The following is a 22566-nucleotide window of genomic DNA, read 5'->3' as shown; positions in this document are numbered from 1 at the left end:
GGCTTCTAAGCCAGTCTGTCACAGAGGGGCAAAATCAACCCTATTGTGACGGTCGGGGACGGTCACGTTCAGTTGTCACGGCAGGGTGCGCCTGAATGTGACGGAAAAATCTGATTGTCATTGATAATAGTTGATAATTCTGCTATATCTCTGTGGATTCATTCGACGGAGATTTCAATATGATCAGTGCTGATTTAGGCAAGCAGCTCGAAAGCTATGTCCAGCAGCTTGTCGAAACGGGCCGTTATGGTTCGAAAAGTGAAGTGCTGCGTGAAGGTGTGCGGCTTGTGCAGGACAGGGAAACGAAGTTGGCCGCACTCGACGCGTCAATTATGCGCGGGCTTGCCGATGCAGACGCTGGCCGCACAAAGCCAGCCGGTGAAGTGTTAGACCGTCTTGAAGCCAAATATCGCGCGATGGCTGCGAAGGATGAACAGTCCGCATGATCGTCGAATTTTCAGACGAAGCGGAAAGCGATCTAGAACAAATCGCGGACGACATTGCCGAAGATAATCCAGGCCGAGCGCTCTCATTCGTCCAGGAATTGCGCGGCAAGTGCGAAGCATTAGCCGCTAACCCCTTGGCGTTTTCTCTGGTGCCGCGATATGAAAGCTACGGCATTCGCCGCCGGGTGCACGGGAATTATCTGATTTTCTACCATGTGCGAGTTGAACAGGTGGTCATTGTCCATGTTCTTCATGGTGCGTCGGACTATGCTGCCCTACTCTTTGAGGGATAGGCCGATGGCGGAAGAATTCAGCGGGCATAATTCCTCGGGTCTGCCTGATGAAATGGGCAAAACTGGCTGTGGGAGCGGGGCTTCGAAATCAGTTTGCGCAACCCACCGACTGGATACAGCCCGCGTCGCAACCTGCTAGGCCTCCGCTCGCTGCCGACATCAGGCAAAATCGTCGCCGAACTGAACTTCGTATTCTGGGAAAAGATGCTCACTCATGGCCATGACGGCGCGATCTGGAACGTCCATTTCCGGGCAGTGTTTCCGAATATGGATCACGCGAGAACAGTCCAGCAGTTGCAGGGGGAAGGCAATGACACGCTCTTCAAGATCCGCGACTTGCGCAACCGAATAGCCCATCACGAACCGATTTTTCGGCGGAACATTCAGGAGGAATACGATCGTATTCGAAAGATCATATCCTGGACCGACCTAACCGCAGCGGATTGGATCGACAAAATTGAGGCAGTAACCGCGATGATACCGGCGAAGCCTTGAGGCGTCTGGCACATTCGCCGGTGGTCAGGTTTCCGTCACACCTTGGGTCCCATATCCGTCAGCCGCGAGCTTGAGGCTGCAGAAGACCGCCACGCCGCCCGTCGACACCTCATGCAAGACAGCCTTGCCACCGGCAACAACCCAATCGACGGCTTCCTCGACCGACAATTCCTGAACATGGGCGAACTGACGCTCGGCTGCCGCACGTTGCCGCTCGAAGGCATTGCGATCCCCAAAAGCGTAGAGCGTATCGCCGGGGCCGTCCCAGTAGACAATCGCGAAGCAGACAGGCCGAACAGCCTCAGAGCGGAAATTCAGAAAGACCGGAGCTGCGGCTGGTTGGCAAAAATCGAGTACAGGAATGGTCATGTTGCTCTCCTGAAACGGAAATGCCCGGCAATTACCGGGCAGAGGGGGCGTGGATGCGGCTAGTCGGCCGTTCAGGCCGGAACGCGCTGACGACAACCCGTGTCGAAACGCGCTTTCTCCCATCTCGACCGGGCCATGCCTTCACCAACCCAACTCCCCTCTTTTCCCGTGTTCTACTTCCTGTCCCTCGCGGCCGCAGCGATTTCGGCATTTTAGTCCTGACACGAAGGTTGCAAGCGTAATCCCACTCTTTACTGACTAGTTTTCGTTAGTAAAATACCTATTGGCGGTATAAGCTCGATGCTGGAGAAGGAGAACATGGATGCGAAAGTTCGCAATCGGCAATCGCTTGATCGAAGAAGCTGACCCTGAACTGCAGGAAGTTCTCGCTCAGGCTTACGAACAGCGGCTGCGTCCAATGTGCTTGTGCAAGGACCCTTCCTCACCGATGTACATCGCCCGCGTCGAGGACCAGTATCTTGTCAAGCGGATGCCTCTATCGGGGCGCGAGCATGATCCGACCTGCCCATCCTACGAACCCCCCTACGAACTTTCCGGCCTTGGCCCGTTGTTCGGCAGTGCGATCCAGATCGACGCCAGCGGCCGAGCTGAACTGAAATTGGACTTCTCGCTGACGAAGCGCAGTCCGCGGGCTGCACCCACGACGCCGACGGAAGCGTCCGAATCGAGTATCCGCAGCGAGCCGCGGAAACTGTCGTTGAAGGCGATGCTCCACTATCTCTGGGAAGCGGGCGAGTTGACCGAGTGGCGCTCGACCTGGGTTGGCCGGCGTGGCTGGGGCCGGGTCCGTGCGAACCTTGTCAACGCCGCTTCACAGATGTCGGCGAGGGGCGGTTCCCTGAGTGATATGCTCTACGTGCCGGAGGTCTTTCAGCCGGAGGACAAGGATGGCATTACCGCCCGGCGAGCAGCTGCACTCAAGAGGATACAGACGACAGGGTCGGGACCACGGAAATTGATGATGATCGTGGCTGAGGTGAAGGAGTTTTCCCCGGCCCGCGAAGGGCAGAAAATCGTTGCGCGGCACATGCCCTTCCCCTTGATGATTGAGGATGGAGCGTGGCGGCGGCTTGCGGCCCGCTATGAGATCGAGCTCGAACTGTGGCGCTCCAACGAGGCGTTCCACCTGATTGTCATTGCCACGTTCGGTATTTCGGTCGCGGGCATCGCCTCGGTGGAAGAGGTCGCGCTGATGGTGGTCAATGATCATTGGCTCCCGTTCGAGAACATTCACGAGCTCAGGCTGCTAGAGAAACTCGGCCACCTGAAGCGAAAGATCGTCAAGGGGCTGCGTTTTAACCTCCCGCGGGATGCGCCGATCGTGTCGGTGACGATGCCGGAACAGAAGCCGGCACCGGTCGCGATGTTCATCGTTCCTCCAGGCGCTGATGACGCGTACGAGCGGGCGCTTGCCGACATGATCGAGACACGACCTGAGATCACTCCGTGGGTCTGGCGCGTGGCGGAAGGCGAAATTCCCCGGCTCCCCTGATCCGGGAATCCGAGCCTCAACCATTGACAGGATGCGGCGAATAAGAACACCTCCTACCGGAAAATCCATCCGCCACGGTCAGCCGGAGCATTATGAAGCCTGAGAAAAAGCCATTTATCGTCGAGTTCAAGAACCGGCGGCGTCAGTCTACCCAACAAAACTCAATCTGGGGCGCCATTGACCTGAAAGCGGCAAGCAATCAGGTCGCTGCCAATGAAATGGCCAGCATGATTGATGCGAGCACGGACGAGCCGTCATCCGACGCCGACGCCGGCACAATCGGTATCACCCAGTCGTTCACATAGAAACAGCGCTTCGCCTTGAGGCGGGCGATATAGCGCCTTGTTAACTGCCAAGAGCCCATCCGATTGAACCTGATGCGTGTGTAGCTGATCATGCCGTCGCTCTCGGATAATTCGAGCGGGCTAGACTCCGCCGATTGCTCGATATGAGAGCGTAGTGCCTTGACGACACCATCAAAGCGATAATGTCGATCCAGCGCAACCTTCAGGCAACCCGACTGCAGGGGAGAGAGTGCTTCCGTCCTGAACATCGAACGTTCTTCGGCGAAAGAGAATTCAGTTGACATTTCGGTCCTCCAGAGCAGCAACGCCCGGCACACGATGGCCGGGCGATGAAAGGGATGGATGCGGATTTGTGGTGAGTTGTCATGATCAGGCAGCACTTTCGAGCAGTTTCTTCGCCTTACCTTCGAGTTCGAGCCGAGTATCCTGATGCGACTTTCCCCGCGCCAGTGCGGTAATGCCCTGCACAAAGTCAAAAATGCTCTCGGGCGGCCTGCCCTCTTCGGATAAAACCGTTTCGATGATCTTGCCGGTTTCAGCCTTGGAAAAACCCCTGCGGCGCAGAAAGGTCTGCCGGTCCTCATCATTGCGGGCGACCACCCGTTCTCGGGCCGCGCGAATGCCGGCGATGAAGGGGGCGGGGGAGGAATTTGCGAAGGTCGTCAGTGCCGGCGCGGCCTCGTGCGCGAAACGCTGCGCAGCGAATTTCGAATGGCGGATGGTAATTTCCTCGAAATTTTCGATACCCCACAAATTCCTGTTGGCACACACTGCCCGCAGGTAAAAGCTCGCAATTCCCAAGGTTTTGCTGCCAACTTCGCTATTCCAGCAATAAAACCCACGAAAATAAAGATCGGGTTCGCCGTTCGGCAGGCGTCCGGCTTCGATGGGGTGCGTATCGTCCACCAAAAACAGGAATACGTCCCTGTCCGACGCGTAAAGCGTGGTGGTGTCCCTTGTCACATCCACGAAAGGATTGTGCGTCATGGTTTCCCAATCCAAGGTTCCAGGCACCTTCCACATGGTATCGCCAGTGCCATTGCCCGCGATCTTCATCACGGCGGCAACAAGCTCATGATCCCATATGCGGCCATATTCGGGACCGGTCACCGCCCGCAGCTCGAGACGACCGTCGTCCATCTCCAGAGTTTTGACCATTTCGGCCTTGTGGCTGAGGAGCCCATGTTGAAGGTTGATGGCGGCGAGTGGCGCGGGAAGCTGGCGCATATAACTCGCAGGTGCGCCAACCAGGCTGCAAAGTTGCCCGTAGCTTCAGTGCGTTGGTGCCAGCGGCTCACGCCCCCCGGGTACGATCAGGGACATGCGCTCTGCATTGTCGCGCGTCGCCTCGACACGAATGTCGGCGGTCTCGATGGTGCGAACCCGGGCACGCTCGGTTCGGATGCTGACGGCGTGATGAAGATCAAGAAGCGACAAAAAGCGCTCATCGTCCGGGCGTGAGAACCATTCGGACGACACCCGCCCTATGCGTTCGCCGCGGGAAATATCGACCTTGAACCCGGTCGATGCCGGGCGCTGGGTCTGGAGCGGGCTGGAAATCATAGTGTTCATGCTGAAGTCTCCTAAAAAGAATGAAAGAGCCCGGCTGATCGCTTCCGCGGTCAGCCGGGCTGGTGCCGGAAGAATGGGTGACGTCGCCGTCAGCCTGGCACGACAATGCAGGCGATCCCTGAAACCTTCTCTCCGGCCCTACGGCAACCGCCCACGCGCAAACGACCCTTCTCCCCTCTTGCGACTTCGCAATAATCGCTTCCAGAAAGACCATTAAAGGTCTATATTCTGGTCAAAAGGAGTTCACAGCTATGAAACTATCGGAACAGGTCAAACCCATCAGTTACCTCAAGGCGCATGCACCGGAGGTCATTCGCCAACTCGCCGACGACCGGCAGCCGGTGGTGATCACATTGCATGGCGAGGCGAAAGCCGTGCTTCAGGACGTTACGCAATACGAAGAAACGCAGGAAACGCTGGCGCTTTTGAAGGTGCTGGCGCTAACGAACAAGCAGGTGGAGGACGGGAAGGTCCGCCCTGCGAAAGAAACCTTCGCACGCCTTCGTGCACGCCTGTCGAAGCCTAGCGCCTGATGCCGTATCAAGTTCTGTTTACCGAGGATGCAGAACGGGATCTTGAAGATCTCTACCGCTTCCTCGCCAGCCGGGATGGCATCGAGACTGCCGAACGGATTCTCGGCGAAATCGAGTATGCCTGTCTGGGGCTCGAGGATTTGCCAGCCAAGGGAAATGTTCCGAAGGAACTCACCGGTCTCGGCATCACCGACTATCGGGAGCTGCATCACAAGCCCTGGCGGATGATCTATCGCATCATCGGAGAGAATGTGATCGTCTATTGCGTCGCGGATGGTCGGCGTGACATGCAGTCCTTTCTCGAACGGCGGCTGCTGCGCTGAGTGCGTAGAGACGCCGATGCGCTTGTTTCACCAGTCATACCGGGCAGATCGCCGACCTACTCTGCGTCCCAATCGAGCAGGAGAGGGCTGAAGCCTTACTGGCGCGTTAATAGATGTGCATGACGGACATGCTTGTGTCCAATGTCCAAAAACTGAAAGAGCCCGGCTTATTGACCGGGCCCGGGATTCTATGTTGGGACGATCCAGACGCGGCTATTCAGCGGCTTCCAGTTGTTCACCATCGTCAGAGGGATTGATGGAAGCCTCTTCCGCATCCTCGCCTTTGGTCAAGTAAGCCGGCAAATCGGCATCAGAGGTTTTGGAGGTATTGTCTTCGACACCATCTTCCGTCACCTCAGCACCGATCTCGGCGACCACAGTGGTTTCGGCAACCGGAAGCCGTAAAACTTCAGGGAGCCATCCGCTGCCTTCCAGCAATCGGGCAGCCTCGCGCGCCATGTCGGGCTTTTTCAGGTGATCAATGAGTTGGGACGACTGCTCACCCTTCGCCTCGCGAACCGCCTGCAGGATATGCGCCTTGGTCACGCGCCCGAGATAGTTGTCGACCGTCGGTGTCCAGCCCGCCTCCACCATGTCAAATCCGAGCGAGATCGCGAGCTGCCGGGCATGGACATTTTCCGTGACCCGCCTGTTCCACGCCTGGACCGTGGTGTTGACCGACAACGAGACGCAATGGGCAAACAACGCCATGCGGCTCGGTTCATCGAGCTTGATCAGATAATCCCAGACCTCGTCAGCATTCGCAGGGAGATCATAACCCCACGATTCCTGCCGCTGTTCAATCTCCTTCACCCATACCGTATCGCCCAGTCCCTGGGTCTGGCCGAAGGTGGTATGCTGTAGCGTGACCTCCAGACACGAGTCTGCCCCGTATCTGTAGAAGATCTTGAGGACCGCAACATGGAGAGCCGCGATGAAGGCCACCACCGGGTCGTTCGCCAGCGCATTGCGAAGGGCGACAGTGCGGGCGGCTGTAAGATCTTCGACAACACGATCGGAAAGCGCGCGCAGCTTACCATCATCGTCCTCCGGCTCCTCGACGCTCGCAGGCCTGCCGTTAAGCGAAACTCCACCATTCGTCGAGGCTGCAACGGTATCATTTCCGCCATGACCATCACCATCGTCGGCTTCCGCCTCGGCAATGGGCTCATCTTCCGGTCGAACGAAACCGCGTTCGATCTTCAGTTCCCCATTGACGGCAAGTGAGATAAAAACGCCACCGCGGGAGACCTCTTCCGGATCAAAGACATAGGGCCGGTCGTTCAACACATCGAGTTCGTTGCCGAGTGCCTCAAGCCCGGCCTCGGTTTCCTCGCAGACCTCTTCCGCCTCGGCATATTCGGCGTCGAGCTTGTCGTATTCCGCCTTCAGGGCGTCGTGGCGCGCCAGCTCTTCCTCAGAGTATTGCGCCTGTTTGCCGTAGAACCGGCGAAGAGCGGAGGTATGGCCATAAGAGAAGTCCAACGCCGCTTCGACCCATTTCCAACCTTCTTCAGCCTTGAGCACTTCCGCGTCGGCGGTCAGCTTTTCGATCACGAGCTGTTCGAGCAGCGCCGGATCCTGCAGCCATCCACCATTGTCCGGTTCGAACAGGTCACGCATGACCACGCCCCCAGCAGCCTCGTAAACATCGGTGCCAACATAGATGGCCCGGCGATCGGTGGCCCTGATCGCGGTTTCGGTCAGCATGCGACGAATATAATTGGCATCCTGACCATAGGTCCGCGAAACCGTGTCCCAAACCTGTTCCTGGCGAGCGTGATCATTGGTGATCGAGAATGCCATGACCTGCCCGAGCTTCATCTCGTCATTCGCGTAAAGTTCCAGAAGTCGTGGCGAGATCGATGCGAGGCGCAAGCGCTGCTTCACCGTTGCCACCGACATGTGGAGGCGAGCGGCAATCTCCTCCTCATCGAGCTCCTGTTCGCGCAGCGTCATGATCGCCCGGAACTCGTCTAGCGGGTGAAGGTCGACGCGCCTGATGTTTTCGGCAAGCGAATCCTCGACTTCAGGGGTTTCGCCCTTGCTGATGATGCATGGAACTGCGGCCGTTTTCGACAGCTTTTTCTGACTGACCAGGAGTTCGAGTGCGCGATAGCGACGACCGCCGGCAGGGATGCGGTAAATTCCGGTCTCGTTACCGTCGGCATCGATCTCGGCGCGGACGTTGAGGCTGGTCAGCAGCCCGCGATGGGCTATGTCTTCGGCAAGCTCCTCGATCGAGACGCCCGCCTCGGTCTTACGGACATTCTGCTGGCTCAAGACGAGCTTGTCGAATGGGATGTCACGTCCGGCATTGAGCGTGATTTTCTGGATGGCCTGTGCCATATCTTTTCTCCGTGACGGAATGGCCGGAGCCTTTCTCCGACAACCACAATCCACCACGAACTCCCCTTCCCCCCTCTCCCTCTTTGCTGGCCGCCACCCTCACCGCCTCCTGCCGGCATCCTGTTTGCCGACGCTATTCGCGATACTCTGCAGCGCTGAGCAAGATGGTAAGTGATCACACATGACGTCGTGATCTAGAATTTCGCGTCAGACACAGCTACATCGCGGAAGTAAATCTCGCTCACCTGGAACCGCCCATCGACCCGTTTGCACTGAACGATGATGTCGATCGCGATTGTCAGCATTTCACGAATGTCTTTTCGCTCAAGATCGCTTCCGCCCTCCGATTCCTTCACCAGCAATGTGAGTTGCTCAAAGGCCAGACGCGCTGAATCCGCGTGCACTGTGGTGATCGAACCGGGATGCCCGGAGTTTACATTACGGATATAGTAAAAAGCGGAGCCATCGCGCAATTCCTGCAGCAAAATCCGGTCGGGGCGCATACGAAGACAGGATTCCAGGAGATCCTTTGCGCCAATCCTCGCCATTCCCTGGCCGCCCTTTGAATAAAAGAGCCGAACATGGTTTGGCTGCGGGATTACCAGTTCGGGCGTATCTTCGATAGAAATAATCCGTTCACTGTCAGGAATGTGCCTGATCAGCGCTTTGGAGAGCGTTGTTTTTCCCGATCCCGTTGCACCAGAGATAATGATGTTCTTTCGCGCCAGCACCGCTTCGCTCAAAAACTGTTTCACTGCGCCGGTCCGATAGAGTTCTATCAATCGTTGGTCGAATTGCCCGTGGTTTTCTTCCACATGCCGAACATCGGCAAACAGCCCCCCATCGTCGAGATCGTCAAGGCTGAGCGACACCGAGGATGGTTTGCGGATGGTGAGGCTCACCGTTCCCTTTATCGTCGCCGGCGGCACCACGATCTGGATGCGTTCATCGTCGGGCAAGGTTGCCGACAAGATTGGATTGGTTTCATTGATCGACTGATCGGAAAAACTTGCGACCGCCCGCGCAAGGCGCATCAGCCGGTCATAGGTGAGTTCCGGTATGCTATGTGTCTGCCATCCGACCGATCCTTCTGTCATGACTTTGCCCGGCCTGTTGACGATAATTTCATAGAGTGACCGATCACGCAGAAGCGGTGACAGCGGCAACAACAGTTCGCGCACGACGCCGGAATCTACGGCTTCGATCATCGTCTTACCTATTTCGTCACAATCGTGGAGTCCGGCGTAAAGTCACCGAGAACGGCACGGTCGTAAATCCGGTTGCGTGGTTCCGTCACACGTAGCCCGTAAACGCTGGAGAAATCGAGATCCCGCGCGACGAAGATTGAGACAAGCCCTCCCTGGTGTTTTTTCAGGGTTGGTGGGATGTTAATCGACTGTTCGACGGCAATCGCCGCAGCCTGCTGACCGGCACTGGTGGTGTTCTGCGCATCGACGTCGCCGTCCCGCAACCGGCTTGTTGCATAGGATGTGACGTCGCCCACGATCGACAAAAGGATAGCGCTGCCGAACCGTTCCCACCAATGCGTGTCAACATAGCCGTCCATTCCGGCGCGACCGAGAGCATCGGTTGCGGGTGACGCTAATGTAATGATCACACCTTTCGGTGTCTTCGCACGGTTCCAGAGAACAAACAGGCGCTTTTGTCCGCGACGAAGTCCCTCGCGATATTCACCGACGACCTGTGTGCCCTTTTCCATCAGCACAACCCGACCGTTGTCGGACAGAACATCGCGGTTGATGACGCAACTCGTAAAACCCGGCTGGTCGGAAGAAAGTGCCGTTTCCAGCACGCAGGGTATGGACGTTCCCATCGCAACGATAAAATCCCGATTGCCAAGCGTACCGGCGCGCGAGCCCTGCAACCGCGTTGGCGTCAGCATGCGATTGAAGCGCTGATCTTCGTTCTCGCGCTCGCCGCCAAAGCTGCCCGGCGTGTTCCCGAGCGGGACATAATTTGCATCGGGATCGGCACCGGCATCACCCTGTTGTCGCTTGGCGGATTGCGTTTTCTCGGCTCCATAGGCCATCACGGGCGCGCGCCGCGCGGCATCGAGCAGTTTGTCGTCGTCAGCAGGTTTCTCTTTTGTCAGAACCGGGGTCGGAAGCTGGAGTTTATACGGAGCCACCACGGGCTGGACCGGTTCTTTGGCCGGCTCGAAATCCGACGTCTGCCGGATGACAACCCGCTCCGGCTGTGCAGTCTCGGAGGGCTTGTTGTTCCCGCGCATCGACCAGAGCGCAAAGGAGACAAATGCGACGATGGCAAGTGCGACCGCGCCGCGCTTCAGGATTGGGTTGTTGTCGATGCGCCGACCGGTCGATGTTTCTGCACGTTCGCCGGGGATCTGCGTGGTTTCTTCGTCCGCCATGATACCTCCTATTGCGCCGTAACTGGCTGCGTTTTCACCACGCGTTCGACGGACGGCGATGTCGTGTTTGTCTCGGGATTGATGCCAACACGATCATAAGCCTCGTTGAAGATGCAAAGCACATCCCCGCCCCTGCGCAGAATGAACTTGCGACTGATCGCGTGAACGAGAACGAGATTGCCGTCGACGGATTTTGGAACCAGGCTTTCTGTTCCGTCGGAATTATCCATGTAGATAGCCGGCATTTCCTGATTGCCGACAAAGGCAAAGGTTGTGACCTTGCCGTTGTCATAGATAGCCTGCGGTTCAAGCGACTGTGCGCCTTGGGCGGAATAATGCCAATTCCGCGGCCCATACGCCTCGTGAAGGGACAAAACCCGATCAGCTTCGCCTGCCTGGGCGGCCCGGGCACGTAGAGCCGCGTCTTCCTTGCGCCGCGCAGCTTCGTCTGCCGGATAACGGTATTTCAGATAGAAATAAGTGTTCTGCCCGGCCTCAACGCTGCCGTCACGGATTGTCAGCTCCATCTGATAGCTGCGTGTCGAGCCGTCCCGCCTCATCGTCACGACCGAGATGTTGGTAACGGGCTGATTTTCACGCGGCTTGAGAAAGAGAATATTGCCAGCCGGCGCCACCTCCCAGGCCACACTGTTACCAAGCGCCACATGGGCAATTTCCTCGTCCACCGCGAACTCGACCTGCACGGATGAGCGTAGCGTACCGACGACCCGCGTGATGTTGTAAGGCTGATAGTCGATAAATCGGACACGGCTATCCTGAGACGCACCCCGCGGTATTTCCAAAGACACGGCTGGTGAGGAAAAGCCAGCGACCAGGAGAAAAACAGGCAGAAATTTCTTTCTCAATTGATAGCCTCCGGATCGGCACGATATTCGCTGACGGCGAAACCCAGAGGATTGACCAATCGGTCCGTGGAGGACATCGGTGCATTGGCGTAAGCGAAGGTAAGCGTCGCGACCCAATGCGTAGTGCGCACTTCATCGCCGCGCGTAACGGTGCGCATGTACCGCACCGATGCCACGTTTTTGTTTATCAGCGAGATCGAAACAATATTGATCCGCGCGGTGGCGCCCCGACCATAGATATTTTGCGGCGAATCTGGATTGCTTCCCCGATAGCTCGCCGCGAAGCGCGTTTGTTCAGACTGGGTCGACAAAAGCGCAACCGTCCGGAAATTCTCCTCTCCTTCACTCCAGACATAGCCTTCACGGGCGCGAACATATCTTGCAGCAAAATATTTCGTGACGGCCTCATCATAGGTGCCGGCGGTCGAGGTTAGGGCTGAAACGACGTCAACGATCCCCGTCGAATTGTCGACCCGTACGACAAATGGTTCCACCGTCTTCAACGGCGTGAGGCCAGCAATGGCGACAACGGAGACAACAGCAATGATACTGGCCGAGATCGCGACAAACCAGGCAATGCGATTTGAGCGTTCAACTTGGATCAGCCGATCCTGATCGAAGCGGCGTGCCTTTTCAAAATAATCCTTGAGGCTATCAGAATTTACCATCTCAACTGCCCTCGCAGGGGCGCTTGGACCCCTCGATATCAAAGTGTGCAAAAGCAGCTGACATGACCGGAACACGTTCCTCTGCGAAAGGAACCGCGCTACTTGACGGGTTCGCGATGCTCTCGTTTGCCGATTTCTGCAGTTTCGCATCGCCTTCCCATTGCCACATAGAGCGGTTCAATGGACGTCGGGCATGACCATCGCATTTGGGTAGCGGATGAGAGAGTGAAGCGCAGCCGGAAAGACTTGCGGTCAGTAAAAGTGGCAAAAGAATGCGGATCATCTGCGATTACCTGTCCAGTTTCATACGTGTAGAACGGTCACTTCACTCGGTTGAACCGACGACGAACCGACCGGATTGTGTGCGAGGTCGCCCAGGCGAGTGTGCCTTCATGCGCATCGCGCGCAGCACCATAGCCGTAGGTCAGTGATGCGCCGCCGGCCGCAAGTGCAGAGGCAATGCCGGGTAGCTGGTAAAAGACATAGAGAGCAGCGATGCAGATGGCGCAGAGTGCGATCGGTCGCATCAGCACATCGCTGTAGCCCTCAATCGCCGTGAAGGTCGTATCAATGCAGGTGATCAGCAGGGAGCCGATGGCGACGACCAGCACCTGCAAGATGACAAAGTTCGCGAGCTGGCCGATCCAGGATTCGGTAAACCGCCGTGTCGGTTGGAACATGGCAAGCGCGATAAAAATCGGCCCGATTGCAAGAATGATGGCAAGCGCGAGGCGCGCATAGAGCGAGACGATGTAACCGATTGCTGCAACGAGGAAGCTCGCTCCAATCACCATCATGCCACCAACGCCGGTCACGATATCAACCGGCCAGGAAGCGCGAGACCAGATTTCGTAGGCGCATTTCTGGCCCTTATCGAGCAAGCTGTCGAAGGTGGAGGCACTCGGTGTCGCTCCGGTGTTCAATGCCTGAGCAATCTCCTTCGGCAGCGTTTCGAAGAAGATGTTGGTGACATAGGTCTGATAGTCGCTGGCGTTTCTGACCAGCATCACTATGATAGCGAGCTTGATTGCCCGGAAGGCAAATTCGAGGATCGGCTCTTGCACCGAGCCACGCAGCACCAGATAGCCGTAAACGACGATGTACAGGGTCAAAGCTGCCGCCAAAGGACCGCTGACCCAGCTGGCAATATTGGACGTTCCAGTGGAAACGAAGTTTTCGAGCGGGGTTTTGAACTGCCCGTCAACGAAGCTGAACACCTCATACATGGCCTAGCCCCCGAGCGACTTGCGCATACGTTCGAGCCGAAGTTTGCCATCAGCGGCCTCTGCATTGCGACAGTTCGCCGTGTCGGAAATTTCGCCTGGATTGTTACGGCATTTGGCAATCATTTTCGCGAGCAAGGCTTCGTCAGCGACCAGTTCATCAACCGTGTAGATCTTTTCCTGAGGAGCGCAGGCCGCAAGCAGTAGCGTCGTTATAACGAAACCGAACCACCTCATTTGAGTGCAGCCCCCATCGTATCCATGCGCTGGCGCCAATCTTCGGCCTTGCGTTGTTCATCGACCTGGACTTCAGCCTGCTGAACCATCTTCAGACCCTGCATGCGAAGGACATCGTTTTGAAGAAACGCGCTTTCGGCTTGAAGGCGCGCCTGCAGATCGGCGATTTCTTTGGCGTCGGCTGCGCCCGATATCTGCTGACGCAGTTCATCAATCCCGTCGATACGCTTGGTAGCCGCGTCATAAATCTGCTGCCCGAGACTTAATTGCCCAGCATTCTTGTTCTGGGTGCGCGAAAGTTCCTGCGCGTAGAAATCATTGGCATTCGTGCGATAGGTGGAATTGTTCTCCAGGAATTTGGAAGCGGCATTGCCGAAGTTGCCGGTGCCCGATCCTTTGAACAGATTTTCGATGGCATTGAAGTCCTGCGGAAGCGCTTTGCGGATTGAGGAATCGTTCAGCAAACTGGCGACATCGGCCATGTTGGTGATCTTGTTCAACGAACCATAGAGCTTCTGTGCCTGTTCGATCTGCTGGTTCAGCGCATCAAGCTGCGACTTGAGCTGGACAATGCTCTCGATCTGCTTGGCGATCGCCGATTGATCGATAACGGGAATACCTTGGGCATCGGCAAAACTGACCGACGCCAGCAGCGCAGCTGCCTTGAGGAATAATGCCTTTTTGCGATTGCGGATCATGATATCCTCCTTCTTTGCAGGAACACGGTCAACCAGTCCTCGCGCCCGTCGCCAAGCTCGGTGCGGATGGCGTCTGCCAGTTCCACATTCGCGGTGCGGCCCGACAGGATCGCGAGTTCGTCATCGAAACCGTTGAGGTTGAGTTCAGCAACCACGCTGTTGTGGCCCTGCTTGACGATGAAACGGCGATCTTCAACAGAGAGTTCTCGCGAAATCAGTTCAAATTCACCTTCGGTCAGTTTGAAGCCATCGACATAATCAGCATGGTCGCCACGCGGATTGGGCAGAAAAATCTGCGTCGGACATTGCTCGATGATCGTGTGAGCGATCGGCGAGACGATGGCATCGCGCGGACTCTGAGTCGCAAAGAGCATCAGACCGTTCTGCTTGCGGATGGTCTTCAGCTTGTTCTGGGCAAGGTCGCGGAAACCCTCATCCTGCAGCGCCTTCCAGAACTCATCAATGACGATGATGATCCGACGGCCATCAATCAACTGCTCAATGCGATAGAACAGGTAGGCCATCAGCGGCGTGCGGATTTCCTCGTTATCGAGGAAATCGGTCATGTCGTAGCCGATGAACTTCGCACCAATCCCTATATCGTCAAACTCATTATCGAAGACCCAGCCAAGCGGCCCACCCCTCTCCCACCGCCTGAGCCGTGAGGCGATGCCTTCTGGATCGGTATTGTTCAAGAATGTGCGCAACGCGCCGATGGATCTGCGCTCGGCCGGAAGGTCTGCGAGGCCGTCGACAGCGGACGCGATGTCGCGCAATTCGGTGACAGTCAGCTCTCGCGTCCCCGCTCCGACCAGCTTACCGATCCAATTCGCAAGAAATATCCTGTTCTCTGCGGTCAATTCGAGCGCTTTCAGCGGCGCGCAACCGGTTGAGACGCCATTTTGGAGCGGCAAATAGGTTCCACCCGCGGCACGAACGAAGAGATCGGCACCCCTGTCCTTGTCGAAGAACACCATATGCGGGTCATGTTTTTCGAGCTGCGAGAGCATAAAATTGAGGAGCACCGTCTTGCCGGTGCCTGATGGTCCGCAAACGAAGGTGTTGCCGAGATCGCTGTGATGGAAATTAAAATAAAATGGCGAGCCGGAAGCTGTCTTTAGCATCGCAACCGCTGCCCCCCATTCATTCCCGTCCTTCTGGCCGGTCGGATAAGAATGAAAGGGGGACAATGCTGCAAAGTTGCGCGATGTTATCGCGCCCGAGCGCGCGCGATAACGCAGGTTACCCGGCAACTGCGCCCACCAGGCTGCCTCAAGGCCAATATCCTCGCGGGCAACACCCGCCCCGCCACTGGTAAGATGAGCACGCGCATTGGCCATATAGTCAGTGAGTTCCTTCACGCTCGGAGCGAAGACCGAAAGGCCGAGATGATGTTCCCCCAGCACGAAGCGGTTGGATTCAAGGTCATCCATGGCATCGCTGAGTTCCTCAATCTGCGACGCCGCCTTGTCAGCTGCACTCACCATCTGGTTTTGCTTTCGACCCAAGATCGTGCGGGCATCTGCCTTGGACGTAAAGGCGAAGGACTGGGTAAGAATAAGTTCAAATGGCGCGGTCAAAATGCTGTCGAGCATGCCTGCGCGTGTCGTTGCTGGATATTCCTTGAAACCGAACATGCCCGCATAGCGGGTTTCTGCTTCGTGACGGATTTCGACTGTCTCCCGGCCAAAAATCACCCGGTCCGAATAGATTGCCGAAGAGATCGGACCTTCCGTCAAAGGCACCGGTTCTCGCCGCCCACCGACAAGCTGGTGAAGAAACTCGCTCGGTTCGGAAAACAGGATACCGTCTTGTTCATAGAGAGACAGAATACGGGGCCCAAAGCGCTTCAGCCCTGCCGTAACATCTACGACCTTGTCTTGCAGGTGTTTCAGTGCCTCTTCATCCATCTCAACGCCGGACCGTTTCGCCTTGCGCAGACGCGAGAGAACACTGGCTGCCTTTTCGACTGGACCGCGGTTTGGATACCAGGCAAGGGTGAGATAAAGATCATTACGAAACAGGTCCTCGCGTACCATCCGTTCGCGGTACCTGGCATTGAGACTATCGGAGAATGGATTGGCAAAATGCCCTTCGGGATAGTCATTGTCCCGGCGACGAATGACATGCGTCCAAAGCGCCAGTCGCTCGTCGGCAATATTGCGATAGAGCGTGTTCAGACTACGATGCAGGCCGTTGAGATCGAGAATATCGGCTGTTTCGAAGGAAACGCCTTCGAGCACAAGCACCGCCATCAGCGCGCGGGATTCGAGTGCGATCGTAGTCGCATCAATGTGGCGCACATAGGGAATGAAGGTCTCAGGTCCAAGTTCGCGGGACCGCAGCGTTGCAAGACTAGGCAAGGCTCAGATCCCTTTCGTCATAACGCCGGACAAGTTTCAACGGCGAAAGCGTCGCTCCTCCCCAATAGGTAGCGTTGCGGGAACGACCACGGGTCTCGACCCACGCAAGCAGAATACGAAACATGTTATGGTCGTGCTTTACGAGGCTCCGGAACACCAAGTGAAAGGCGATGCCAACCAGGGCGTAAGTGATCGATCCGGCAGCGATATAGAGGATGGTTGTCAGCATGACATTGATGCCCATCGCTTCCATGGTCACACCAGCAATCATTGCCGGGCGCGTGCAGGCCAAAAACAGCGTGTCTTCTTCGAGGACGGGTATGCTTGTCATGAACATCAACCGCCAACAATAGTGCCGACGAGTTCCGAAGCGCCCGCAATCACCCCGATGCCGATGATCCAATAGCCCGCGCGCCTCAAATCCATATATCCAAACATCCACGCAATCGCGATAATGATGACCGCGATCGTCGCGAGCAGCCTGAAGATGTTACCGGTCAGGAGATCGACGATATTTTGAAGTATGGTCTCGATGCCAGCTGACTGTGCAAAAGCCGGCTCTGCTAAAGCCGTAACGATGGCGATGCCCATGAGCGTGGAAGCGACAAGGGGACGCGTTTTGGCCTTGGAAATCATTCACTTTGCTCCGATCGGTCATTCTGGAAAACAAGAACAGAAGAGTGCCGCCTGGAACGAAACACGTCCCACAAAACGGGATCTTCGTTTTGGGTGATTTTTATGCCGACTTTGTCGGCCGCTTGTTCCTTGGCCTGATCCTTCCGGGCTTCCTCCCGGTTTGGCTCGACGAGGACGAGCGACTTTAGTCTTGATGAAAGGCGCTTTGCTTCGTCGCGCACCTGTTCGTCATATCGGACCATTTCGCCTGGAGATGGATCGTCTCGCCCATAATAGGACTGAAGCATAACCGTCTCGGCACCTTCCGGGTTACGGCCGAAACGTTGGGCGAGACGATAATAGCCATCAAGAAGCGTGGCTGTAGCGTTGAGATTCAGGCAAGGATCGAAGGCATCGGAAACTGAAAGGTTCAGTCTTTGAAGCTGTTCTACGCCGATCCCACCCAATCCAATCTGGATATCCTGACGGCCCGCGATGAGCGATGTCGCTATCTCGATCGCCTCGGCTTTACTCGCCGGCTGCGCGGCAAGCGGCTTGCCGCTATTGATGCGAATATTGAAGGGCTGGAACTTGCTCTCGAGACTAACGACAGCGGCCAAAGTTTCCATTTGAACCATCGGCGCGCAGTTTTGTGCTATGTCGACGAATGCAGTACCCATCGCTCAATACCAGACGCGTTGTATTCCGACGCCATCGATCGACACGTCGATATAATGTGGTTGTTTCCGAATGTTCGGACGCGTGAGGGAATAGCCCATACACTGAAGTCGACCCTCCAGGCGCTGCAATTGAGCCGACAGGACCGAGCTGGATTGACTTCCGCGATTGTCACGATCCAAAGCGCATAGGGAACGCTTCACGTTCTGCAGAGTGGTGGAAACGCAGGTCGCCTCTTGGCCCAAAGGGCCGTAGCTGCGCGACAGCCGATAGCCTGCATCGCAATAATATGGTTCGTAACCTGGACGCGAACTCTGAAACCCCGCACCGCTACAGGCTGGAAAAGGATGACCTTTCGCAAGTTCGCGCCAGAGTTTCTGGATCGGAGGATTGCATTCAGCAAATTCAGTTGGTCCTCCCGGATTGGAAAGGCAGAGGATGACCTTGCATCCCCATTCATCAGCGCGCGCATTGCCGCCTGAAATCAGGTAAGGTAATGAAAGAGACGAAAGAGTTAGCAGGCATTTAAGCAGAAGGTTTTTCATGGACTTGCCCCTCCGAAACGATGACACCACGCCATGGAAGCGGCGTCATACGGTAACGCAATGCATTTTGACTAACGTATATACCACAGTTAAATGACATGACAAGAGCGCTTAAATCTCAATTGCACAGTCTCGCCTTTTCCGGACTGATCCTTCACGAGATCCTCGACAATCCGATGGAAGGCGAGACCCCGCAGGCGCGCGTAAAAGAGATCGGCATGATGACGATCCTTTACACGATGACGCAGACGCACCAGAAGCTAAATCTCACAAATATAATGGAAATCACTGAATTGACACGCAGCGGCGTGAAGGAGACAGTTGATCTTCTCGTGAAACGCGGCATGTTGACCGAAACCATGGTGACGAACTCCATGGGTCGTGGAACAGCGCGACAATTCGAGATATCCAAAAGCCTTCTGGACAAGCTGCAAAGCTTTGAAAGCTGACAGAAACAAAAAATAAACTGATTTATTTGCGCCTGAGAGAAATCATGCGGGGCGCAGACAGTCAAGTCTACACATCCCCGTCTCCGGGAAAAGCACCGGGGATTTAAATAATCCGGCTGATCAATACGAACGTGCCAAGACCACAGGCAAGCGCCAGAACAACAAACGGGACAGCTGGTATCCGATCTAGCCAATTCGGATGATCGGAAACGCGTGCAGTACGTATCACTTCCTCGCCTTCGGTTAGAAGCGACTTCAACGCACCGGACCTGTGAAAATAGGAATTGCCCTCCATGGCCCCTCTCCTCTTCGTATGGTTCGTTTTTTACCATCGAGACAAAAAATGGTCATCCCTAACTTTCGTCCATTTCTACGTCGTTTGACGGATAACAAACCGGGAACACAGGGATAGTTCACTGAAATGAATCGGTCCGAGCGGATTGATTCAAAACTGTCGTTAGACGGGAGGGACGGTTTCAGCGATCTTTTTGACATGATCGCCCAGCAGTTTCATCTTTATGTCGAACGGACAGACCCGAATAAAAACATGGCCCGTTACTATGCCATGCATATTTCCTATTCGCTGTTTGGAGAGCCCTGCCTGACACGCCAATGGGGCCGGATCGGAACTGTTGGACAGGTCAAGCTGCAGCATTTCCAACAGGAAGCGGAGGCCATCAAAATGTTCCTGACTGTAGCCCGGAAAAAACAGGCGCGAGGCTATAGACCCAGATAAGGATCATAGGCCTGCCGTGAGTGTAGCACCGTTACGATTTGACCCAAAAAGAACGCCCGCTTCGCAAGGAGGAGGAGAGTCGTGCCACACGTCTATTCCGTCACAAACGACCGGTTCCATGTAACAACGCAACAGCCACCGCAACTCTTCATTGTCGTGATCTGTCGGCATTTGGCATGCCAGCCATTCAACGGTGAGAACTGTTTTTCTTTGCTTCCAGCCGTTCCTTTAAAAGGAGCTTGAGCCGAGCATTTTCTGCTTCCAAGTCGGCCAGTTCGCTGTCTGTCACCGGCCCGTTATTAACGTTTGGCTTGCGATCACGAGAGCGTTTATGCACCGACACAGGAACCCTTTGAGCGGCCTGACTTTCGTCAACCGTCGTTTCAGACATTGTTGTTTCAATCTGCAGCGTCGGATCCGGCGTGAGTTGCTTTTTGGGCGGCGCTGCTGCTTGTGATAAGGCTTCTGAGTTGGTCTGCGAGGGAGTTGCAGCATCTGTTTCTGCGCCCCCTTCCGCCGCCTGGATCGCCAGTACCTTTTTAGCTGTTGATTGGTCTTCGGATGGGGATTTTCTTGCTCGGGCGCGCTTTTGAGCAGGCTTCTTACCTGATGATGACGACGTGAGATCGACGTGCGCCAAGTTTCTCGCGGGCTGCCCCAAGCTTGACGGGGCCTCGTCCGCTTGCGGCTTCTCTGTGGCCGCCACAGGTGAATATTTCAGCTCACCGTCAGGAACTGGCCTGAGGGCTGTTTCATCGTGGCGTTTGGTTGTAACCTTGATCGAGAGCTTTGCATGCGACGCTGCGTCAGGCTGCCGCAGGTGATCCTCGGACCCGCCTTCAACATCAGGCGCTTCGCTAACCGCACTGTCGCCTTTATGTGACCGCCAGTTTTTGAGCCCCGCAACGAGCCGCTCGCCCCATGATTTCATTGTCGGTTTATTCCCTGTTCCTGCTAAGTGGATATGAAGAGATACTGTCTGTTTCATCTCGATAGTATAATAACCTAAGCAACGATAAACCGATCACCGCCGTATGACCAGACGCAAGTGTTGTGAAGATATCCCAACTTCACGGGGACGGGTAATTAGATAAATACGCACCATTAACACGGTATTTCAAAAATCAAAACGAACAATAAATAAAATATTTCAAATTAATAAGTATAATATCGTCGTAATATAAACTTACTTAATACAGCGACCATTTACAGTTATGCTCTCCTCTCAAAAACGAGGAGGATCGTTATGGCGAAGATCGTGGGAACAGAGCATTCCGACAATATTGTCGGTTCGGATGAAAATGACCGCATTTGGAGTCTGGCCGGAAATGATTTTGTCGAAGGCGGGCTCGGCAATGACATTATAGACGGAGGGACTGGCGATGATGTGATGACGACCAGTGCAGGCGATGCGTCCGGGTTCGACGAACTTACAGGTGGAGCAGGCAATGACCGCCTCATATTCAACTTTGTCGGTGGCGCCGCTCGTGGTGGAGCCGGGACTGATACGCTCGTGGTAGATCTGTCGAACCAAACGGAAGCAGTCGCGTTCAATTCGCCGCAAGGCCACGCTTACTGGGGTGATCCAGCCGTCAGTGACGCCCAGCTCTATTTCACGGATCTCGAACGATTGAACCTTCAGACCGGCGCAGGCGGTGACACCATCGACGCATCCGGTTTCGCGTTCGCCAACATTCGGGCGGGGGATGGGGACGATCAGGTCGTGGCTGGAAATGGAAATGACCAGATTTCCGGCGGAGCTGGACAGGATCAAATCCGGGGTGGGGATGGAGAAGATCAAATCCGGGGCGGTAGCGGCAGCGATATCATTGATGGTGGCAATGGCGATGACGACGTTTCCGGTGACGAAGGGAACGATACGCTGCTGGGCGGTCGGGGTAACGACACGCTTTATGGCGATGAGGGCGACGATACCCTCAATGGCGGCGATGGCGACGATTTTCTGTTTGGTGGCCAGGGCTCAGACACTTTGATTGGCGGAACCGGCGACGACATATTTGTGAGTAGCTTCGCCGATGACGACATTATGATGGGTGGCGACGGAAATGACAGTTTTTCGGCGGGCGTGCAGGATAGTTATTATGCCGGTTACTGGTTTCAGATGTCGGGCGGCGACGGTGACGATACGTTTTCAATTTACTCCGATGGCGGTTTTGGCAGTGTCGACGGTGGCGAAGGCGTCGATACGCTCTCGGTCAATTTTGACGATGTTGCTCCCGGTTTCACCTTCGACGCAGCTTCCTACGCCACCATCGAAAAGTTCGATCTCGATGTCCGTTCAGCGACCAGAGGCGCCCAGATATTCGGCGGGAATGGCGATGATCGCATCACCAGTTCGGAGACGTTTCGGGAAGGTTTTAGTGGTCACGACACCTATGACGGTCGCGGAGGCGATGATTATATTTATGGCGCTAGCGGTTCCGACAGTCTCCTTGGAGGAGAGGGTAAAGATGAACTGAATGGCGGCGACGGTTCAGACCGATTGCTCGGTGGACCCGGCTCCGACGTCCTCACTGGAGGAGGCGGTTCCGACACATTCATCTGGGACGATGACTCCGTCCAGTCCACAGGCCTTGACCGGGTCACCGATTTCGACGTGGACAGCGGTGATGTTCTGCTTTTGCGCGGTATCGACGCGATCGCGAATTTTGAGAGTTTTGTCGCCGCATCAGTCGATACACAAGACGGTGTTTTCGTGAGCACTGACGGTTCGGGAAACGGATTCATCATCGAAAACGTTACACTTGCGGACTTGACGGAAAACGATGTCGCCTTCGCCTGAGATGACCGGCAAAGCATCATCAAAACAAAATCCGCTTATGGGCGAAACATGGGAGCATGCAAATCCGCATCGCGCATGGGCTCTGAACGTTGCGC

Annotated in this window: 27 protein-coding genes and 1 pseudogene; 9 read left to right on the top strand and 19 right to left on the bottom strand. The window is 55.7% G+C overall.

Features of this window, described 5'->3' with window-relative positions; all coding sequences use genetic code 11:
• Positions 1–179: 179 nt before the first annotated feature.
• The 3 genes from JAU75_RS12785 (at position 180) to JAU75_RS12775 (ending at position 1234) form a co-directional block, all read left to right on the top strand.
• Positions 180–446 carry a type II toxin-antitoxin system ParD family antitoxin gene (locus tag JAU75_RS12785; protein WP_199056892.1) on the top strand — a complete coding sequence of 89 codons (267 nt, stop codon included), beginning with the start codon at positions 180–182 and terminating at the stop codon, positions 444–446.
• The gene (locus JAU75_RS12780) at positions 443–739 is read left to right on the top strand and encodes a type II toxin-antitoxin system RelE/ParE family toxin (protein WP_199056891.1); all 297 of its coding nucleotides are present in this window, start codon (positions 443–445) and stop codon (positions 737–739) included. The genes JAU75_RS12785 and JAU75_RS12780 overlap by 4 nt, the downstream gene beginning before the upstream one ends.
• Positions 740–832: 93 nt before the next feature.
• Positions 833–1234: a hypothetical protein gene (locus tag JAU75_RS12775; RefSeq protein ID WP_199056890.1), complete on the top strand. Its 402-nt coding sequence runs from the start codon at positions 833–835 to the stop codon at positions 1232–1234.
• 24 nt (positions 1235–1258) lie between these two features.
• On the opposite strand, the gene JAU75_RS12770 is transcribed toward JAU75_RS12775, so the two are convergent.
• Positions 1259–1603 (bottom strand): hypothetical protein, encoded by a 345-nt coding sequence (locus tag JAU75_RS12770; protein WP_199056889.1) that lies wholly within the window; start codon positions 1601–1603, stop codon positions 1259–1261.
• Between the two features lie 322 nt (positions 1604–1925).
• Here JAU75_RS12770 and JAU75_RS12765 point away from each other — a divergent pair, with 322 nt between their 5' ends.
• Entirely contained in the window at positions 1926–3116 is a 1191-nt protein-coding gene (locus JAU75_RS12765; RefSeq protein WP_199056888.1) for a DUF1173 domain-containing protein, read from the top strand.
• Positions 3117–3315: 199 nt separating this feature from the next.
• On the opposite strand, the gene JAU75_RS12760 is transcribed toward JAU75_RS12765, so the two are convergent.
• Positions 3316–3705 carry a hypothetical protein gene (locus JAU75_RS12760; protein WP_199056887.1) on the bottom strand — a complete coding sequence of 130 codons (390 nt, stop codon included), beginning with the start codon at positions 3703–3705 and terminating at the stop codon, positions 3316–3318.
• 85 nt (positions 3706–3790) lie between these two features.
• A pseudogene (locus JAU75_RS12755) lies at positions 3791–4993 on the bottom strand (DUF932 domain-containing protein).
• Between the two features lie 251 nt (positions 4994–5244).
• On the opposite strand from JAU75_RS12755, the gene JAU75_RS12750 reads away from it, so the two are divergent.
• Both JAU75_RS12750 and JAU75_RS12745 read left to right on the top strand, forming a co-directional pair.
• Positions 5245–5526, top strand: a complete 282-nt coding sequence (locus tag JAU75_RS12750; RefSeq protein ID WP_199056886.1) for a type II toxin-antitoxin system Phd/YefM family antitoxin — start codon at positions 5245–5247, stop codon at positions 5524–5526.
• Positions 5526–5849: a type II toxin-antitoxin system RelE/ParE family toxin gene (locus tag JAU75_RS12745; protein ID WP_182522102.1), complete on the top strand. Its 324-nt coding sequence runs from the start codon at positions 5526–5528 to the stop codon at positions 5847–5849. The genes JAU75_RS12750 and JAU75_RS12745 overlap by 1 nt, the downstream gene beginning before the upstream one ends.
• 213 nt (positions 5850–6062) lie before the next feature.
• Here JAU75_RS12745 and JAU75_RS12740 read toward each other — a convergent pair whose 3' ends face one another.
• The 14 genes from JAU75_RS12740 to JAU75_RS12680 form a co-directional block, all read right to left on the bottom strand.
• Positions 6063–8198 (bottom strand): ParB/RepB/Spo0J family partition protein, encoded by a 2136-nt coding sequence (locus tag JAU75_RS12740; protein WP_199056885.1) that lies wholly within the window; start codon positions 8196–8198, stop codon positions 6063–6065.
• A 194-nt stretch (positions 8199–8392) separates the two neighbouring features.
• Positions 8393–9406, bottom strand: a complete 1014-nt coding sequence (gene virB11 / locus JAU75_RS12735; protein WP_199056884.1) for a P-type DNA transfer ATPase VirB11 — start codon at positions 9404–9406, stop codon at positions 8393–8395.
• Between the two features lie 8 nt (positions 9407–9414).
• Positions 9415–10590 carry a type IV secretion system protein VirB10 gene (gene virB10 / locus JAU75_RS12730; RefSeq protein WP_199056883.1) on the bottom strand — a complete coding sequence of 392 codons (1176 nt, stop codon included), beginning with the start codon at positions 10588–10590 and terminating at the stop codon, positions 9415–9417.
• Between the two features lie 8 nt (positions 10591–10598).
• On the bottom strand, positions 10599–11456 hold the full coding sequence (gene virB9, locus JAU75_RS12725; protein WP_199056882.1) for a P-type conjugative transfer protein VirB9: 858 nt from the start codon (positions 11454–11456) through the stop codon (positions 10599–10601).
• The gene (locus tag JAU75_RS12720) at positions 11453–12124 is read right to left on the bottom strand and encodes a virB8 family protein (RefSeq protein WP_199056881.1); all 672 of its coding nucleotides are present in this window, start codon (positions 12122–12124) and stop codon (positions 11453–11455) included. Before JAU75_RS12720 ends, virB9 begins: the two co-directional genes overlap by 4 nt.
• A 1-nt stretch (position 12125) precedes the next feature.
• Positions 12126–12407 (bottom strand): hypothetical protein, encoded by a 282-nt coding sequence (locus JAU75_RS24085; protein WP_247880475.1) that lies wholly within the window; start codon positions 12405–12407, stop codon positions 12126–12128.
• A gap of 37 nt (positions 12408–12444) precedes the next feature.
• The gene (locus JAU75_RS12715) at positions 12445–13350 is read right to left on the bottom strand and encodes a type IV secretion system protein (protein ID WP_199056880.1); all 906 of its coding nucleotides are present in this window, start codon (positions 13348–13350) and stop codon (positions 12445–12447) included.
• A gap of 3 nt (positions 13351–13353) precedes the next feature.
• On the bottom strand, positions 13354–13584 hold the full coding sequence (locus JAU75_RS12710) for an EexN family lipoprotein (protein WP_199056879.1): 231 nt from the start codon (positions 13582–13584) through the stop codon (positions 13354–13356).
• A complete protein-coding gene (gene virB5 / locus JAU75_RS12705; protein ID WP_199056878.1) occupies positions 13581–14282 on the bottom strand; it encodes a P-type DNA transfer protein VirB5 in 702 nt (233 codons plus the stop codon). The genes JAU75_RS12710 and virB5 overlap by 4 nt, the downstream gene beginning before the upstream one ends.
• Positions 14279–16645 carry a VirB4 family type IV secretion system protein gene (locus JAU75_RS12700; protein ID WP_199056877.1) on the bottom strand — a complete coding sequence of 789 codons (2367 nt, stop codon included), beginning with the start codon at positions 16643–16645 and terminating at the stop codon, positions 14279–14281. Before JAU75_RS12700 ends, virB5 begins: the two co-directional genes overlap by 4 nt.
• Positions 16638–16976: a type IV secretion system protein VirB3 gene (locus JAU75_RS12695; RefSeq protein WP_199056876.1), complete on the bottom strand. Its 339-nt coding sequence runs from the start codon at positions 16974–16976 to the stop codon at positions 16638–16640. Before JAU75_RS12695 ends, JAU75_RS12700 begins: the two co-directional genes overlap by 8 nt.
• Before the next feature lie 5 nt (positions 16977–16981).
• The gene (locus JAU75_RS12690; protein ID WP_199056875.1) at positions 16982–17281 is read right to left on the bottom strand and encodes a TrbC/VirB2 family protein; all 300 of its coding nucleotides are present in this window, start codon (positions 17279–17281) and stop codon (positions 16982–16984) included.
• Positions 17278–17940 carry a lytic transglycosylase domain-containing protein gene (locus JAU75_RS12685; protein WP_199056874.1) on the bottom strand — a complete coding sequence of 221 codons (663 nt, stop codon included), beginning with the start codon at positions 17938–17940 and terminating at the stop codon, positions 17278–17280. Before JAU75_RS12685 ends, JAU75_RS12690 begins: the two co-directional genes overlap by 4 nt.
• Before the next feature lie 3 nt (positions 17941–17943).
• Positions 17944–18483, bottom strand: a complete 540-nt coding sequence (locus JAU75_RS12680) for a hypothetical protein (protein WP_199056873.1) — start codon at positions 18481–18483, stop codon at positions 17944–17946.
• A 98-nt stretch (positions 18484–18581) separates the two neighbouring features.
• Here JAU75_RS12680 and JAU75_RS12675 point away from each other — a divergent pair, with 98 nt between their 5' ends.
• Complete coding sequence (locus tag JAU75_RS12675) at positions 18582–18932, top strand: MarR family transcriptional regulator (protein WP_078341111.1); 351 nt, start codon at positions 18582–18584, stop codon at positions 18930–18932.
• A gap of 103 nt (positions 18933–19035) precedes the next feature.
• Here the strand turns inward: JAU75_RS12675 and JAU75_RS12670 are convergent, their stop codons facing one another.
• The gene (locus tag JAU75_RS12670; RefSeq protein WP_199056872.1) at positions 19036–19227 is read right to left on the bottom strand and encodes a hypothetical protein; all 192 of its coding nucleotides are present in this window, start codon (positions 19225–19227) and stop codon (positions 19036–19038) included.
• A gap of 126 nt (positions 19228–19353) precedes the next feature.
• On the opposite strand from JAU75_RS12670, the gene JAU75_RS12665 reads away from it, so the two are divergent.
• A complete protein-coding gene (locus tag JAU75_RS12665; protein ID WP_199056871.1) occupies positions 19354–19668 on the top strand; it encodes a WGR domain-containing protein in 315 nt (104 codons plus the stop codon).
• A gap of 187 nt (positions 19669–19855) precedes the next feature.
• On the opposite strand, the gene JAU75_RS12660 is transcribed toward JAU75_RS12665, so the two are convergent.
• Positions 19856–20599 carry a hypothetical protein gene (locus JAU75_RS12660; RefSeq protein WP_199056870.1) on the bottom strand — a complete coding sequence of 248 codons (744 nt, stop codon included), beginning with the start codon at positions 20597–20599 and terminating at the stop codon, positions 19856–19858.
• A 315-nt stretch (positions 20600–20914) separates the two neighbouring features.
• Here JAU75_RS12660 and JAU75_RS12655 point away from each other — a divergent pair, with 315 nt between their 5' ends.
• A complete protein-coding gene (locus JAU75_RS12655) occupies positions 20915–22471 on the top strand; it encodes a calcium-binding protein (RefSeq protein ID WP_199056869.1) in 1557 nt (518 codons plus the stop codon).
• Positions 22472–22566: the final 95 nt, after the last annotated feature.

The organism is Ochrobactrum sp. Q0168 (genome assembly GCF_016427605.1).
Lineage (GTDB): Bacteria > Pseudomonadota > Alphaproteobacteria > Rhizobiales > Rhizobiaceae > Brucella.
Note: the sequence above shows the minus strand (reverse complement) of the source record. Positions and strands in the feature narration are given on the sequence as shown.

Excerpts from the sequence above, each read along its gene's own strand:
- JAU75_RS12785 (WP_199056892.1), top strand. The coding sequence starts at position 180 with ATGATCAGTGCTGATTTAGGCAAGCAGCTCGAAAGCTATGTCCAGCAG.
- JAU75_RS12780 (WP_199056891.1), top strand. The coding sequence starts at position 443 with ATGATCGTCGAATTTTCAGACGAAGCGGAAAGCGATCTAGAACAAATC.
- JAU75_RS12770 (WP_199056889.1), bottom strand. The coding sequence starts at position 1,603 with ATGACCATTCCTGTACTCGATTTTTGCCAACCAGCCGCAGCTCCGGTC.
- JAU75_RS12765 (WP_199056888.1), top strand. The coding sequence starts at position 1,926 with ATGCGAAAGTTCGCAATCGGCAATCGCTTGATCGAAGAAGCTGACCCT.
- JAU75_RS12760 (WP_199056887.1), bottom strand. The coding sequence starts at position 3,705 with ATGTCAACTGAATTCTCTTTCGCCGAAGAACGTTCGATGTTCAGGACG.
- JAU75_RS12750 (WP_199056886.1), top strand. The coding sequence starts at position 5,245 with ATGAAACTATCGGAACAGGTCAAACCCATCAGTTACCTCAAGGCGCAT.
- JAU75_RS12745 (WP_182522102.1), top strand. The coding sequence starts at position 5,526 with ATGCCGTATCAAGTTCTGTTTACCGAGGATGCAGAACGGGATCTTGAA.
- JAU75_RS12740 (WP_199056885.1), bottom strand. The coding sequence starts at position 8,198 with ATGGCACAGGCCATCCAGAAAATCACGCTCAATGCCGGACGTGACATC.
- virB11 (WP_199056884.1), bottom strand. The coding sequence starts at position 9,406 with ATGATCGAAGCCGTAGATTCCGGCGTCGTGCGCGAACTGTTGTTGCCG.
- virB10 (WP_199056883.1), bottom strand. The coding sequence starts at position 10,590 with ATGGCGGACGAAGAAACCACGCAGATCCCCGGCGAACGTGCAGAAACA.
- JAU75_RS12720 (WP_199056881.1), bottom strand. The coding sequence starts at position 12,124 with ATGGTAAATTCTGATAGCCTCAAGGATTATTTTGAAAAGGCACGCCGC.
- JAU75_RS24085 (WP_247880475.1), bottom strand. The coding sequence starts at position 12,407 with ATGATCCGCATTCTTTTGCCACTTTTACTGACCGCAAGTCTTTCCGGC.
- JAU75_RS12715 (WP_199056880.1), bottom strand. The coding sequence starts at position 13,350 with ATGTATGAGGTGTTCAGCTTCGTTGACGGGCAGTTCAAAACCCCGCTC.
- JAU75_RS12710 (WP_199056879.1), bottom strand. The coding sequence starts at position 13,584 with ATGAGGTGGTTCGGTTTCGTTATAACGACGCTACTGCTTGCGGCCTGC.
- virB5 (WP_199056878.1), bottom strand. The coding sequence starts at position 14,282 with ATGATCCGCAATCGCAAAAAGGCATTATTCCTCAAGGCAGCTGCGCTG.
- JAU75_RS12695 (WP_199056876.1), bottom strand. The coding sequence starts at position 16,976 with ATGACAAGCATACCCGTCCTCGAAGAAGACACGCTGTTTTTGGCCTGC.
- JAU75_RS12690 (WP_199056875.1), bottom strand. The coding sequence starts at position 17,281 with ATGATTTCCAAGGCCAAAACGCGTCCCCTTGTCGCTTCCACGCTCATG.
- JAU75_RS12685 (WP_199056874.1), bottom strand. The coding sequence starts at position 17,940 with ATGGGTACTGCATTCGTCGACATAGCACAAAACTGCGCGCCGATGGTT.
- JAU75_RS12680 (WP_199056873.1), bottom strand. The coding sequence starts at position 18,483 with ATGAAAAACCTTCTGCTTAAATGCCTGCTAACTCTTTCGTCTCTTTCA.
- JAU75_RS12675 (WP_078341111.1), top strand. The coding sequence starts at position 18,582 with ATGACAAGAGCGCTTAAATCTCAATTGCACAGTCTCGCCTTTTCCGGA.
- JAU75_RS12670 (WP_199056872.1), bottom strand. The coding sequence starts at position 19,227 with ATGGAGGGCAATTCCTATTTTCACAGGTCCGGTGCGTTGAAGTCGCTT.
- JAU75_RS12665 (WP_199056871.1), top strand. The coding sequence starts at position 19,354 with ATGAATCGGTCCGAGCGGATTGATTCAAAACTGTCGTTAGACGGGAGG.
- JAU75_RS12660 (WP_199056870.1), bottom strand. The coding sequence starts at position 20,599 with ATGAAATCATGGGGCGAGCGGCTCGTTGCGGGGCTCAAAAACTGGCGG.
- JAU75_RS12655 (WP_199056869.1), top strand. The coding sequence starts at position 20,915 with ATGGCGAAGATCGTGGGAACAGAGCATTCCGACAATATTGTCGGTTCG.